The sequence below is a fragment of the Limosilactobacillus pontis genome, from assembly GCF_002940945.1.
In the GTDB taxonomy this organism is placed as follows: Bacteria; Bacillota; Bacilli; order Lactobacillales; family Lactobacillaceae; genus Limosilactobacillus; species Limosilactobacillus pontis_A.
Window position 1 is genome coordinate 132,612 of sequence record NZ_PNFV01000002.1, and the last position, 14,627, is coordinate 147,238.

Annotated in this window: 13 protein-coding genes; 6 read left to right on the forward strand and 7 right to left on the reverse strand. The window is 49.6% G+C overall.

The genetic code is table 11. The features are described from left to right. Positions 1 to 34 precede the first annotated feature (34 nt). Positions 35 to 1,363, reverse strand: a complete 1,329-nt coding sequence (locus CK797_RS02360) for a dihydrolipoyl dehydrogenase family protein (protein WP_104688210.1) — start codon at positions 1,361 to 1,363, stop codon at positions 35 to 37. Between the two features lie 162 nt (positions 1,364 to 1,525). Here CK797_RS02360 and CK797_RS02365 point away from each other — a divergent pair, with 162 nt between their 5' ends. From CK797_RS02365 to CK797_RS02385, 5 genes are all read left to right on the forward strand, one after another. Further along, the gene (locus tag CK797_RS02365; protein WP_225365008.1) at positions 1,526 to 2,632 is read left to right on the forward strand and encodes a hypothetical protein; all 1,107 of its coding nucleotides are present in this window, start codon (positions 1,526 to 1,528) and stop codon (positions 2,630 to 2,632) included. A gap of 70 nt (positions 2,633 to 2,702) precedes the next feature. Next, the gene (locus CK797_RS02370; protein ID WP_104688211.1) at positions 2,703 to 3,101 is read left to right on the forward strand and encodes an iron-sulfur cluster biosynthesis family protein; all 399 of its coding nucleotides are present in this window, start codon (positions 2,703 to 2,705) and stop codon (positions 3,099 to 3,101) included. Between the two features lie 116 nt (positions 3,102 to 3,217). Then, the gene (locus tag CK797_RS02375) at positions 3,218 to 3,916 is read left to right on the forward strand and encodes a dihydrofolate reductase family protein (RefSeq protein WP_104688212.1); all 699 of its coding nucleotides are present in this window, start codon (positions 3,218 to 3,220) and stop codon (positions 3,914 to 3,916) included. Between the two features lie 46 nt (positions 3,917 to 3,962). After that, complete coding sequence (locus CK797_RS02380) at positions 3,963 to 4,205, forward strand: cytochrome b5 domain-containing protein (RefSeq protein ID WP_104688213.1); 243 nt, start codon at positions 3,963 to 3,965, stop codon at positions 4,203 to 4,205. A gap of 92 nt (positions 4,206 to 4,297) precedes the next feature. Further along, the gene (locus CK797_RS02385; protein WP_104688214.1) at positions 4,298 to 4,765 is read left to right on the forward strand and encodes a Dps family protein; all 468 of its coding nucleotides are present in this window, start codon (positions 4,298 to 4,300) and stop codon (positions 4,763 to 4,765) included. 130 nt (positions 4,766 to 4,895) lie between these two features. Here the strand turns inward: CK797_RS02385 and CK797_RS02390 are convergent, their stop codons facing one another. The 6 genes from CK797_RS02390 to CK797_RS02415 form a co-directional block, all read right to left on the reverse strand. After that, a complete protein-coding gene (locus CK797_RS02390; RefSeq protein WP_104688215.1) occupies positions 4,896 to 6,167 on the reverse strand; it encodes an MFS transporter in 1,272 nt (423 codons plus the stop codon). 5 nt (positions 6,168 to 6,172) lie between these two features. Beyond that, positions 6,173 to 7,603, reverse strand: coding sequence for a glycoside hydrolase family 32 protein (locus CK797_RS02395; RefSeq protein WP_104688216.1), 1,431 nt, complete (start codon positions 7,601 to 7,603; stop codon positions 6,173 to 6,175). 218 nt (positions 7,604 to 7,821) lie between these two features. Next, positions 7,822 to 8,958 carry a 5-methyltetrahydropteroyltriglutamate--homocysteine S-methyltransferase gene (locus CK797_RS02400; RefSeq protein ID WP_104688217.1) on the reverse strand — a complete coding sequence of 379 codons (1,137 nt, stop codon included), beginning with the start codon at positions 8,956 to 8,958 and terminating at the stop codon, positions 7,822 to 7,824. 392 nt (positions 8,959 to 9,350) lie between these two features. Next, a complete protein-coding gene (locus CK797_RS02405; protein ID WP_318531293.1) occupies positions 9,351 to 9,908 on the reverse strand; it encodes a nitroreductase family protein in 558 nt (185 codons plus the stop codon). A 218-nt stretch (positions 9,909 to 10,126) separates the two neighbouring features. Next, positions 10,127 to 11,557 (reverse strand): C69 family dipeptidase, encoded by a 1,431-nt coding sequence (locus CK797_RS02410; RefSeq protein ID WP_146085276.1) that lies wholly within the window; start codon positions 11,555 to 11,557, stop codon positions 10,127 to 10,129. Positions 11,558 to 11,669: 112 nt separating this feature from the next. Then, positions 11,670 to 13,031, reverse strand: coding sequence for an APC family permease (locus CK797_RS02415; protein ID WP_104688219.1), 1,362 nt, complete (start codon positions 13,029 to 13,031; stop codon positions 11,670 to 11,672). A gap of 301 nt (positions 13,032 to 13,332) precedes the next feature. On the opposite strand from CK797_RS02415, the gene CK797_RS02420 reads away from it, so the two are divergent. After that, positions 13,333 to 14,625, forward strand: coding sequence for an ectonucleotide pyrophosphatase/phosphodiesterase (locus CK797_RS02420; protein WP_104688220.1), 1,293 nt, complete (start codon positions 13,333 to 13,335; stop codon positions 14,623 to 14,625). The last annotated feature ends 2 nt before the right edge of the window (positions 14,626 to 14,627 follow it).

Genomic DNA, 14,627 nt, shown 5'->3' on the forward strand with positions numbered 1-14,627 from the left:
CGTTGAGGAAGGTGAGTCGATTTTACGTTTTAAATTACTTTTTGAGGATACCCGCTACCTTGTCGGCGAGAGCCGGATAGATTGGCAGGACGTTATTTTCCCAATCGGTTTGACTGATCTTTAAGCCAATGACGGGGACGAGATTGTTGATGTCATCAGCGGCGGTAGCGCCGATTTCACTAGCACCAACCAGGCGGTCAGTAGAATCGTAAACTAGGGTCAGCTTAGCCTCCTGTTCATTCAATCCGGCGTAGAGGCTACCCCCGCTGAGGTCACGTTCTTCAATGTGATAATCGGTACCAGCTTGGTCGGGGTTAACACCAACTTGGGCAATTTCTGGAAAGGCAAAGGCGGCGGTCCCAATTGTTGGGTAATGAATCGGTACGGTCTGGCCTTCCTCAAAATGACGGTAGAGGTAGGTGGCCTCCAATTCCGCTACCGGGGTCAGCTTTGGCAAAGCTTGGCTAGTGATATCACCGATTGCATATACTCCAGAAATGTTAGTCTGGAGGTGGTCGTCGACGTCAATACCATGTTTGGAGAAGGCAATGCCCGCAGCTGACAGGTTGAGTTTCTCGACGTTTGGCACCCGTCCGCTAGCGTCAACCACATAATCAGTGGTCAACTTGGTGCCCTGGTTAGTAGTGATTAAGTAGGCACCCTGGTGTGATTCAATTTTAGTAGCACTTGTCTGGAAGTGAAACTTGATCCCTTGCTTTTCCATGGCATCAACCATTGCTTGGGCATACTTGGAGTAAAAACCGCGAAGAATCCGGTCGGAACGGATCAATATTTCAACTTTAGTCCCAGCTGCGGCGAGGAAAGAGGCCAGCTCGATCCCAACGTAGCCACCGCCGATAAAGACGGCCCGATCTGGTCGGTGGGCGAGGGAGAGGACGTCGGTACTGTCGTGGCTGTACTGGTTGCCGGGGATAGCAAGGCGGTGTGGCCGGTGCCCGGTGGCAATGATAATCTTATCACCGCGGTAGCGTTGACCAGCGACCTCAATCGTATGGGCGTCGACAAACTGACCGTAGCCTACTGCGACGTCACACATCTTTTCGTAGATTGCCTTGGTCTCAGCTGGCCATGAATCGAACCGGGCCTTCTTAGCGGCCATCAGCTGGTCCCAGTCGAGTTGAGCGGACTGAGCAATACCACGGCCAACTAATTGCTGGCTGGCCCGAGCGGTGTGAATAGCACCGGAAAGAAAGATCTTGGGCTCGCAGCCAACATTTGGGCAAGTACCACCGAAAAGCCCGCCCTCGACTGCTAGTAGTGACTTATCAGTTTTGGCGAGTAATTGTGCAAGCTTGTACCCGGCGGGACCAGTTCCGAGGATGATATAATCGTACTTCTTCATTTTGCAACCTCCATTTCACGAGCAACGCTTACTGATAACCCTATCATAACGTGATTGGGGTAGTGAGGAAACAAAAGTGCCTGTATTGAAAAAGTATAAAAAAAGTATAAAATCAAAAGTGAAAGTATAAAAAAAGTATAAAAGAAAGGCGGCGATGATATAGTGAAAAAGAATCCATTCTTACCTAGCTTTGGTCGGGTTCCATCAATGGTCCTCGATCAAAAGCAGACACTTAGTGACTACTTAACCGGCTTGGTAAATCATGATGGTAAATACCAGACCTCGCTGGTATACGGTGTTCGGGGATCTGGGAAGACAGTTTTCTTAATTAACGTTGAACATCAATTAGTACGAGTCCCCAATTGGGCCTTCCTTCGCCTGACCCTCAGTCAGGGGAATTTATTACTGCAGTTGATTAACGGGCTCCAGCAGATTCGGGGAATTGATTGGACAGATGTTTTGAAGGCCTTTTCCGCCGAGATTAACTTTAGTGTTTTTGGTATTACCCTGAAGAGCAGCAGTTCTACCCAGACGATCAACTACAAAAGCGTTCTGGAAAGGATGTTAACCCAGCTTAAACAGCGTGGCATTTCGGTTCTAATCGGAATTGATGAAATTGAGATCAGTGATGATGTACGGGCATTTGCTTCAATGTATCAGATGCTGATTGGCGAGGAATTCGACATTGCCCTCATCATGACCGGATTGCCAAGTCGTATCTCTGATTTGCAAAACGACAATGTGCTGACCTTTTTGCTACGGAGTAACCGAATTTATCTAGCTAAACTAGATCAGCAATCGATTATGAATAGCTACCAAAAAGCTTTTCAAAACGGTTCAAAGACGATTGACGCAATCGCCGTGAATACACTAGCCAATGCTGCAGGTGGGTATCCATATGCCTTTCAGACGGTTGGTTACTATGCATGGCGGCTCAGTGAGGATGATGTGATTGATGAGCAGGTGGTTGCACAGACAATTAAGAAGAGCAAGGTTGATCTTTACCGTAATGCATATGAAAAACTGTATACTGAGACATCGGCCAATGACCGCCAGGTGTTAAACGCGATTGCTGCGTATTCACAGGACGATGTGCCAATTAGCTTTGTTCAGGAGAAGTTGGCAAAACCGAAGAACTATATTTCTGTTTATCGGGCTCGACTTAAGGATGCTCAGCTAATCGAGTCCAGTGGTTGGGGCAAGGTTCGGTTTAGTTTACCGTTCTTTGGTGATTTCATTCACTGGTATCACAACAGTCATCTCGTCTGAGCAGATCAATTGGTTTTTCTATGAAAACGTGTAGACTGAAAATACCAATAGTTAACGAGGGGGTATGACCATGAAACACCTAACCTTTACTGATGATGCCAAAAAACGGATCGCCAAGTACCTGAGTCCAGATAAGACAATTGTATTGGACTTTGATGATGGTGTCGGGCCGTTCTCGGCAGTTGGAAATTGCAGCTTGGATGCCAATTATCGGCTGATTTTTGTCAAAAAAGGTATGGACCTGCACGATTTCGACGAGCGGGTCGAATCAAATATTGGAGACATCTATATCAAGAGTGAAATGTACGCCAACATTCAATTTGAGAACCAGATGGAAGTGCGCTTCAATCCCAAGTACTTCACCTTGCCACTGGTTAGCCCGACTAAGGGGGTTCTGACGGAAAATCTGGAAGTGGTGGACCTCACCGACCCCGTCTCAGCCGAATACACCGGCACCCACGACTGCTAAGAACTGTGGCTTATTTCCCGTAACCGCATTAAATATGCAGCTACAAATGGCTGGAAGAAAACGGAGCTTTCTCCCAGCCATTTGGTTTAAAATAGGGGAAAGGGGTGATTCAAATAATGGAACGTGCAAAGGTTATTGTCCATATGTATGAATCCATTGATGGCAAGATTGACGGCGACTGGGATGGCCTGCCGGGGGACAAGGACTCTGGAGATTACTATGACGACATTCTTTTTAAGATTAGTAATACCAACGCTAATGGCAGCAACACAATTGTTATGTATGCAGCTCCAGGCAGCCTTGATCTTAAAAAGTATGATCCGGCGGGGATCGACTACCAGGACTGGGTTCCGGTTGGTATTTCTTCAGATACTTGGGATGTTAGTTTTGATCGCCGTGGTCGAGCTGGCTGGGAGAAGAACTACTTTGACTATGCCGGCAAGCAGAGTCGGGCGATCGAGGTAGTCACCAAGCTGGCTAGCCGGCGTTACCTAGCCTTCCTGCGGTCGATGATCCCGTACCTGGTTTGTGGGGATGATCAAATTGACTTTGCTAGCGCTCTGGTCAAGCTTCGCCAATATTTTGGCATCAAGAAAGTTGCCCTGGGGGGTGGGGCCCTAATCAACGGGGCCTTCTTGAAGGCTGGCCTGGTTGACGAGATTTCCCTGGTGATGGCTCCTTACATTAGCGGTGACACTACTAAGAAGGGAACATTTGACACTCGCCAGGTCTTCGTTAATCAACGCTTCAAGGTTGTTCAGACTAAGTTATTAGGCGATGGCGGAATCCACCTGCTCTTTGCAAAGGATGATTAGCAGGTTTAACGAAATAGAGTTAACTAGAAAATTTTAGGAGGTTATTATGATGGCTGAAAAGGTATTTACGAAGGATAATTTAGCTAAGTATAACGGTCAAAACGGTCAGCCAGCCTACGTGGCAATCAAAGGTGTGGTTTATGATGTTTCCGGCAAGGCGGCCTGGCAGGGTGGCAAGCACCACGGCAACTTGGCTGGTCATGACTTGACCGATGTTTTGTATAACAAATCGCCCCATGGTGATCGCGTCTTGAAGGGCCTGCCGGTAGTCGGCAAACTCGCCGATTAGGGTATTTTATATTTTTGTTAAATGGTTGGTCACATCAGTGTAAGCGAATTCATATATTTGTTATACTGTTCTTATAAGAAAGGAGTATTCATATGAAATATCAGGCAACGAAAGAAACACTTAATCAACTAGTCGCTGACCTAAGTCAGATGTCGATGATTATCCACCAAACTCACTGGTATATGCGTGGTCCTAATTTCTTGAAACTGCACCCGTTAATGGATGAATTTATGGACGAAATTAACGACCAGCTTGATGTTATTTCTGAACGTTTATTAGCCCTTGATGGCAATCCATACTCTACTCTTAAAGAAATGGCCGACAAAACAAAGATCAAAGATTGGCCCGGTAATTTTGATAAAACAACTCCAGAACGGCTTGCACACTTAGTTGAAGGTTATCGCTATTTAGCAGACCTTTACCAACATGGGATTGAAGTAAGCGATGATGAAAAAGATTACTCTACTCAAGATATCTTTATCGGTTTCAAAACAGCGATCGAAAAGAAAATTTGGATGATTCAGGCAGAGTTAGACCAAGCACCTGAAATAGATAAATAAAATTAGGATAGGGTCGGGAATAAGCAATTAAATTTTCGGCCTTAGACATAGAAAACCGGACAATGAATTGAGATTTCATTGTCCGGTTTTTTTAATTGGGCTGGAAGATTTCTCCAGTCTCTTTTTATATTTAGTCCCTACTCAGCGGTTGACCGTTGACGTCTACGTCATCCTTCTTCAGGATGAAGGTAGCGTAGATTCCGGCAACCAGCGTGATCCCAGAGATGACCAGGAAGGTATGACTGTAACCGATGTGGTCCCGCAGTTCACCAAGTGGTGTGGAGAAGATGATTTGCCCGACCTGGGCAGCAATCTGGTAGCCGACCATGTAGAGGGTAGCGGAAACCTTGGTATCAAAGTGCAGGGTGAAGTAACGGAAGAGACCCAGGGCGAAGCAGGCTGTTTCTGGAGCGTGCAGCAGTTTGATGAAGGAAACGCCGACTGGGTTGGTGACCAGACCACAGCCACCGATCCGGATAACCATGATGGTAATTCCGACCAAGAGGGTCTTGCGGACCCCGATCTTCTTCATCATCCATGGGACACAGGCCATCATGATAGCTTCCAGGAAGACTTCCACGGAGTTCAAGACCCCGTACATTTGTTGGCCAAGGGCCTTGGTGGCAAAGAACTGGGTGAAGAACTGTGGGAACATTTGCTGGTCGAAGACGGTGTAGAAGGTCCAGGAGAAGATGATGTAGATGATAATCTGCCAGAGGGCTTTCATCTTGAAGACCCCAAAGATTTCCTTGAGTGAGGCGGTTGAGCTTTCCTTAGCAGTTTCAACCTTATTCTCATAGAGGTCGATCATCTTCGGGTTCTTCTCGGGGTGGACAAATACCAGCAGTAAGAAGAGCAGGAGGGCGATGGCTGAAGATAGCCAGAAGACCAGGTTTGGACTAATTGTGAAGAGAAAACCAGCAAGCAGGGCGGAAACCGCGTACCCGAAGGAACCCCATGACCGGGCCTCGCCGTATTCAAAACGGTAACGCCGACTGATCCGCTCCGTGACCGCTTCAAAGGTTGGTGAGGCGGCCAGAAAGGCAAAGGACAGGTAGAGGGAACCAAGGAAGGTCCCGAGGTAGAAGTTACTGTGGAGTAGCGGAGCATAAAGCCAGGTGAAGAATGGGCCGAGCAGCATTTCCATGATGGCACAGAAGATCAACAGGTGCCGCTTGAGACCGAGCCGGTCCTGAATGGCACCGTAGACAAACATCAGAACCAAAGTGATAGCGGAGTTAAAGGAGTAGATTGTCCCGACTTGTTCACCGGAGAAGTGCAGGGTATTGGTTAGCCAGATCTGGAAGAAGGACCACCAGATTCCCCAGGCAGTGAAGAAGAGGAGGATGTTTAACGAATCAAATCGGTAGAAGGGGTTTTTGAATAAGCTTTTCTTTTTCATGTCGATTATCCTTTCATGTCAAGAGTATAAGCTTTGATTGCTGTGGCGGTTGGCTGGCTGGCAGCCAGAGCGGTCGTGACCGGCTGATTGTCATTGTAGTAGCGCTCGGTGAAAGCGGCGGCCCCGTCGTTGATGAAGATCTCGACCGAGCTGGTGTCGACGAAGATCTGAGCCCGTAGCTGGCGGACGTGACCGATGGCGGCGTAGCGATCGCTAGCCTGACCGTGCTGGTGAACCGTGATTTCACCGGTAGACTGGTCATAGCTGAGGTTAATCAGGACCTGATCAGTATTGGCCAGCTGCCAGCTAACCTGATCCTCGTAGCCAGTCAGGTTGAATGTCAGGTTCCACTCGGTGTGCTGAGGATCGGCTACGGTGAGCTGGTGCGGAGAATGAATAATTGCTGAGGTATTAAGGGCCTCACCAGTTCGTAGTCGGGTTGTTTCCTGTGCGGGAATAGCTCCTAGCCGGTTATCATGCATAACGAGTTCGCGTGGCAGGGTCAATGCTCCGGCCCAACCATCTGATTGCTCTGGCATTGGGTTGTCAAAGGAGCTGAACCAGCCGAATTGGATCCGACGGCCATCTGGAGTCAAGAATGACTGGGGCGCGTAGAAATTGTGTCCATAATCCAGCAGGTGGAGGTCATGGTGATTAAACCGAGCCTGATCGTAGTCGAGGTGGCCGATAAAGTATGCCGCCTGGCTCAGATTGAGAAAACGGTGTCGCTGTGGCTTGATCCCCATCGGCGAGCAGGCAATGATATCCTGACCGTTGAGCCGGAAGAGGTCGGGACATTCCCACATTGAACCTTCAAGCTCAATACTTCGTGATTCGGTGATTGGTCCCCGGTACTGCCAGTTCAGTAGGTCACTGGATTGGTAGAGGAGGATCCGGGCACGGTTGTTGTCCTGTTCCCGGCTGCCGAGAACCAGATAGTATTGACCATCGTGCTCCCAGACCTTGGGATCCCGAAAGTCCTGACTGTTATCTGCAGGAGCCTCAATCACGGGGTTGCCCGTATATTTGGTGAAGTGGATTCCGTCATCGCTGTAGGCCACGTTTTGGTTCTCCCAGAAGTGGTCCTGGTTATCATCGTCGTAGTAGTGGTGACCCGTGTAAATCAAATAGAGTCGGTTTCCTTTGACAATGGCCGATCCGGAAAAGCAGCCGCCGGAGTCTTCAGGATCACCGGGAACCAGGGCGACTGGTAAATTTTCCCAGTGGACTAAATCTTTACTACGGACGTGTCCCCAGTGCATTGGTCCCCACTCGGCAGAGTAAGGGTGAAACTGGTAAAAAACATGGTAGTAGCCCTTAAAGAAGCACAAGCCGTTAGGATCGTTTAACCAGCCGGCTGGTGTTTGAATATGGTAGTGTTCACGATAACGGGTATTGGTGATTTTTACTACCCGTGATTTATCGATTTGATGCAATACAACCGACTCCCTTCTGTTACTCTGAAAACGTTTACGAAGAAAATTGTAAGCGTATTTAGTAAAATTGTCAATCGTTTATCAAAATAAATGTTAAACGATTATCAAAAATGCTGATTTAACGGGGCTGGTAGGTCACAAAAAAGACCGTAACGGGGATTACATCCGGTCACGGTCCAATTGTTTAATGTTTTTTATTTTGTAAAATGACGCACAGCCTAGCCCCATACCTCATGCGCGATTTCTTTCACTAATGCAACTTTAGCCCACTGTTGATCCGCGGTCAGGATGTTTCCCTCCTCGGTGGAAGCAAAACCACATTGCGGGCTCAAGCAGAGGTGGTTAAGAGGGTGGTACTTAGCCGCTTCATGGATCCGGTCGATGATGGACTGCTTATCCTCCAGGTCACCGGTCTTGGAGGTTACCAGACCAAGGACTACGTATTTTTCGTTTGGAACCTTGGCTAGCGGCTCAAAGCCCCCAGCACGTTCGGAATCGTATTCCAGGTAGAAGGCCTTGACGTTTTCCTGAGCGAAAAGGGTGTCGGCAACAGGACTGTAGCCCCCGGCGGCTGCCCAGGTAGAATGGTAGTTTCCTCGACAAACGTGGGTATTGATGGTGAGGTCTGCTGGCAGGTTTGCGATGGCAGCGTTATTGACTTTGAGGAAGCGCTCCTGCAGGGCTACCAGCTGAGAAGTATCGGCGTTGGGGTCCTTCTTCTTAAGGTTAGCAAAGTTATTCACCGAGATTCCCCAGGTACAGTCATCAAGCTGCAGGGTTCGACAGCCAGCAGCATAGAGGTCTTCGATAACCTGATGGTAGGCTGCCGCAACGTCGTGGTCAAACTCAGTAAGGTTCGGATAGAACTCCTTAAGGTTGGCTTGGTTTTCGGGTCGGAGAAACTCCTCCAGAAACTGGGCCGGGGCCGGAATCGTCTGTTTGACCTGGGTGCCAGCACTGACGTGGTCCTGAACAAACTTGAAGGCCTCCACAAAGGGATGGCGTTCGCCGCTAAGCTTACCAGTCAGTTGGACGGAATCATTACGGGTCTCCTCGTCATGAAAGAAATAGCCGTGTTTGAGGTTAACGTGTTTGGTTCCCTGCAGGCCCCAGAAAAAGTCGAGGTGCCAGTAACTACGGCGGAATTCACCGTCGGTCACCGCCTTGAGTCCCGCGGCCTCTTCTTTGTGGATTAAGTCCACAATTAAGCGATCTTCAATGGCAGTGAGGTCGTCTCGGCTGATCTGCCCCGTTACAAATTGCTTGCGGGCATCCTTTAGCTCTTGGGGTCGGAGAAACGAGCCAACAACGTCGTAACGAAATGGGGAAACGGTCCGTGGTGTGAATGTGGTCATAAAACATCGATCCTTTCTTTTGTGGTGAGTATAGGTTTCGGCGGCAAATAAAAAAGTCCCGAAAAGAAACATCATGCTTCTTTTCGGGACGTCATTTCAAAGACTGAAAGTTAACGTGTTACCACCCTAATTCAACCAGGCCTCACAGCCCAGTCCTCAATGGGTACACCCGCAGGTAGACCCAGGCGTTTTAGCGGTCGCCACTCGTGACCGGCTTACCAGCGGCTCGCCGATCTGTTTCGCTCCAAGACCATCTTTACAGGTTTAGGAGACACCGGCTCTCAGCTACCCGGCTCTCTGTGGAGCCCGCCACCTGCTACTCATCTTTTCTTAGCAATTTATAATTTATTGTTGGTATTATATTAGAACTTTCTAATTGTGAAGTCAATCCCTTAATTCAATTCTTCGTAAATTCTGTTAAGGGGTTGACGAACCTTGGGCTTGATCGGCTGGTCACGGTAGCCGAAACTGACCATGACTGAGGCTCGCCAGTGATTTGGATTGATAATGCTGTGCTGGGCGAGGTAATCGTTCATCTTCCGGTAGTTAAAACCTTCCAGAGGACAGGAGTCGATGTCGAGCTCCGCAGCGGCGGTCATCATGTTGGCCATGGCAATGTAGGTCTGTTTGCTAGCCCAGTCAAAAAGCTCACGGTCGTTGGTGATAGCTAGGTCGCGTTCCTGGAAGTGTTTGAAACTCTGGGAAGGCTTAGAATTTGGTGAGAACTGGTGATGGTGCAAACCCTCGACAAGGTTGCGAACATAGTCACTGTCGTAAGTCACGTCGGTCCGGGCTAGAATTAAGAGGAGTTTGTCAGCGCCGTCTAGGCTGTTAGTTACTCCCCAGGCAAACGGCCGGATATCTTCCTTGATCTTGGGCGAGTTGATTAGGACAAATTTCCAAGGTTCGTAACCAAATGAACTTGGTGACAAGCGTCCAGCCTCCAGGATCGTATGTCAGTCGTCGGGAGCGATGTGTTTGTTAGGGTCGTATTTTTTTGTGGCGTAGCGTCGGTTGGCAGTATGCAGGATTTGCTGGCGAATTTCTTCTTTATTCATATCAATCCCTCGCTTTCAGTTTCGAATATTATAAGGCTGTTACGGGCTGGCTTCGTATGCTAGCCATCATATAGAAGCTGAGAAGCTTATTTTCCAGTCTCGTGAATAGTTTAGAGGTTTGGATCCATCTTGAATGTTAGCTTGGAGAGTTCCGTACCTTGAGTCATTAGGTCAAAGAGGAGTCGTTTGGCCTTCTTATTATAGTGCTTAGCGATCTTATGGTTCTGACCCGTCAGGTAGGTGGTCAGCTGGGCCCCGCTTAGTTGATTGGCCTTGGCGTCGACCGCCGCGAGTTTACGCCGAGCCCACTCATTAAGATCCTTCTGGAAGGCTTCGTCCTGGTCGTAGAACACGCTGTAATGACTCTCCACCACCATAGCGAGGGCTTCGTTCAGCCAGTATGCATTTTTGAGCTTCATCTTGTTTGGAAAGTTACGATAGGAGACATCGGTATCGTCGGCGTTAGCGAAGAATGGTGTGTAGGCACAGAAAGTCGGCAGGCCGAACGCGATCCACTGAATGGCCGCCTGCTGTGGCTTAACGTTGTTGCGCATCTGCAGGATGTGGGACTGAGCCGTCCGCGATAGGGAGATTGGCCGATAAACTTTCTTGTCGTGCTCACTGCCATCGCCTAGCGGGTCGTACCTCGTTTCATTGAAGTGGGATTTGAGCAGATACTGGATATCCTCGACCGCAATCTTGCGTTCTGGCTTGCGGATAAAAGGCATGTCGGGACACTCTGGAGTCTGGTCAGCAGCTGCCATTGGACTCAGATAGCGCTGGGCGAACCAGACTCGGGGAGTGTTGTAGTGGTGGTCGAGCTTGGTGTTGGTACCGAAGATGTGGCGGAAGTTCCACTGGTCGTTATCCGGGTTGAGCTGGTGGTCATCAACAAACTCACGGATACCAGCGGACCACATGTAGTTGGCCGGGTCGTTGAAGTTAATCTGCTCAATGGCAATCTGGTTAGCGGCCACGGCGTAGCAGTCGTCGGGAATCCGTACTGCGACCCAGTGATGACCAGTAGCGATTTCCATATACCAGACCTCGTTCTGGTCGTTAAACTGGACTCCATTGCCTTCAGCGGAACCGTACTTGGCAACCAACCGGCCCAGGCGTTCAACCCCTTCCCGTGCGGAGTGGATGTATGGCAGAACCAGGGTGGTCATCGAGTCCTCGGCCAGGCCGTTTTTGACGAATGGATCGTAGGCAAGAACGCGGTCGTTGGCGTAGACGCTTTCAGTGGCACTTTCACCAACATTAGCTGCATTGAAGCCGTCCTCTTCGTTTGGGCCGGCGCTCTGGTCAACTGACGGGGTCGCGGTGTAACGCATTCCGCTTTCCGGCAGTGGCACAGTTAGCTTGTTGTAGGCTGAGACGTAGGTTTCGTGACGGTCGTGAACAGCGGGCTGAACTAGGAAGCGCTTGGGCTCGATGGCGCTGACCCGGTCTTCGTTCCGAGAAATGAAGGTTGATCCGTCTAATGAAGCCTTCTTTCCGACCATGATTGACGTACATGCAGAGTTCCTGAATCGTGACATTTAACCAGTTCCTTTCAAAATATAGATTAGTGTACCAATTTCATTTTACACCCGCTGGCAATATAAAGAGGCTGGCGAGAAAGTAAAGCTTTCTCCCAGCCTCAGGTGAAACTTATTCTTTTGTGAAGTTGAATTCGTCGGCGTGGCGTAGGGAGTAGGTGAAGTAAATAACCAGTCCCAGTGCGATCCAGGCCAGGTAGGTCAGCCAGGCCGTCAGGGAGATACTGATGAGGAGGACAATGCAGATGATGATCGAAAGGATCGGAATTGTATTCCCAAACGGTACCTTAAATGGCCGCTTCAGTTCTGGATAACGGTAGCGCAGGATGATCACGATCAGTGAGATTAGAGCAAAAACCATCAGTGAACCGATGTTGGCGATCAGGGCCAGGTAGTGGAGGTCAAACTCACCGGCGAGGATGGCAGCGAGAATCCCAACCAGCCAGATCGCCTGGTTGGGACTGTGGGTCTTGTTATTGACACGGGCGAGCTTTTGAGGCAGAAAGGCGCTTCGGCTCATTGACTTAAGGATATTGGACCCCGCGTAGATAAAGGCAAAGACCACTGCCATGATTCCGAGGACGGCGCCTAGAGAGACAACCTCTGCGACATAGGGGTGGCCCTTGACGATCAGGACGTAGGACATCGCTTCGGAGACGTTCAGTTTGGTGTAAGAAACGACCCCGGTCATCACCAGGCTGACCAGGATATAGAGGGTGGTTGAGATTACCAGACATAAAATTATTGCCCGGGGAATATTTTTGTCGACGTCTTTGGCATCCTCGGCAGAGGTGGCCAGGGCATCGAAACCGAGGAAGGAGAAGAAGACGGCCGAAGCCCCAGTGAAGATCCCTTTGAAGCCATAAGGGAGGAAGGGGTGCCAGTTACTAGGCTGAACGTGCTGAATATTGACGACGATGAAGAGGAGGATGATGAAGATCTTAACTCCAACCAGGAAGTTGTTAATCAGCTTACTCTCACTGGTTCCCCGGGTGAGAATGATGGTCATCAACAGGATCATTAGAACGGCCGGCAGGTTGATGATCCCGCCTGCAGATGGGTTCACCAGGAATTGATGGGGAAGTTTGACGCCCAATACTTCCAGAAAGGACTGGACGTAGCCAGTCCACCCATTGGCAACTGTTGCTGTGGTGGTGATATAAACCCCAATCAGTGTCCAGCCGGCCAGGAAGGCAACAAACTTACCGATGGAAACCCAGGCGTAGAAGAAAGCACTGCCGGAGTTAGGGAGGCTGGTGGTCAGCTCGGAGTAGCAGAGTCCGATCAAGCCACTGGCCAAGGCGGCAATGAGAAATGAGAAGACGATTGCCGGTCCGGAGTCCTCGGCGGCGACGATCCCAGTCAGGACCAGAATTCCGGTTCCAATAATCGCCCCGATCCCAAGAATGGCCAGGTCGAAGAGGCCGAGGGTCTTCTCGTGTTCAGTTTTTTTAAGCTGCGGATTATTATTCATAAGTGAAAAGGCTCCTTTCAGTTTGATCTGGTTCCGGTCTCATTGGTAATAGTAGAGGGGATTCCCACGCGGATCGAGCGGGCCGTGAAGAAACCGAACGACCGGGTGGGCTGTGTTTCTGCCAATATTTTCACACTCCTGGCGTATTCTTTCGTTAATATGGAATAAATTGCATAAAGTAACCCTTTTATTATAGTAATTCTTTTGACAAAATAATAGTAAATTTGAAAAAAGCCGGTAGTGGTAGGTGTTAAAATTGTTAATAGTTGTTAGCTGAAAATAAATGAAAGTAGATGAAATAATGCCTAGAAATAAATTAGTCGTTATCTCTTTGGATTCCCTCGGCTTCCGGGATCTTAATGAGCTTGGCTATCTGGTGCCTCATATCCAACAGATAATGAAACAGGGAACCTGGGTTAAACGAGTTCGCGGGATCTTCCCGACATTGACCTACCCGTCCCATACTTCGATTATTACGGGACAGTACCCGGCGGTCCATGGAGTGGTCAACAATACTAAGCTCCAGCCACGCCGCCTTTCGCCTGACTGGTACTGGTACCGCAAGGATGTTAAGGCAACTCCTTTATATGATGTTGCCCACAATGCGGGGCTGACAACGGCTGCCTTCCTCTGGCCGGTTACTGCGGGCAGTCAGATTGATTACAACCTGGCTGAGATCTTTCCAAACCGGATTTGGACTAATCAGGTGCTGGTCTCCTTAAAGGCCAGCTCGCCCCGTTTCCTTCTGCAGATGAATCATCGCTACGGACATCTGCGCCACGGAATTAAGCAGCCCTGGTTAGACGACTTTATCACGGCCTGTGCGGTTGACACCCTGAAAAACAAGCAGCCCGACTTGACCTTAATACACCTGGTCGATATGGATAGTATGCGGCACCGTTACGGGGTCCGGTCCGCTCAGGCTCAGCACGCCTTGCAGCGCCTTGATCGGCGGGTTGATCAGCTCGTTCAGGCTACTAAGGACGCCGGAACCTATGACCATACTAACTTCGTCTTACTTGGTGACCACTATCAAATCAATGTTCACAAGATGATCCACCTTAACATGCTCTTCGCCCAACACGGCTGGTTGACACCCCTGGCTGGCAAAACGACCTACCGTAATAATTGGCGGGTGACGGCTAAAACCTGTGATGGGGAGACCTATGTTTACACCCGGGGTAACGTGGATACTGGTCGGCTCAAGCAGTTAATCGCTGGTGTTGCGGGGGTCGAGCATATCTATGACGGTGCAGAAGCTGTTAAACGAGGTGCCGATCCGCGATGCACATTCCTGGTTGAGGCTCAGCCAGGCTATTACTTTACTGACGAGGTCAACCGGCCGGCGGTGGTCGAGGACGTCGACCCAGATTCACTGGGGACCCATGATCGTTACCAGGGGGTACATGGCTACGGACCAAATCAACCGGGCTACTTTACCACGGCGGTATTTGCCGGTCCGGACGTCAATCGAGGAGCGACGGTTGCGGGTGCCCACCTAGTTGATGAAGGGCCAACCTTTGCTCAGCTGCTGGGCGTGCACTATCCGGCACCCACGGCTGGGCAGCCGATTCCGGGCGTTATTAGAAAGTGAGG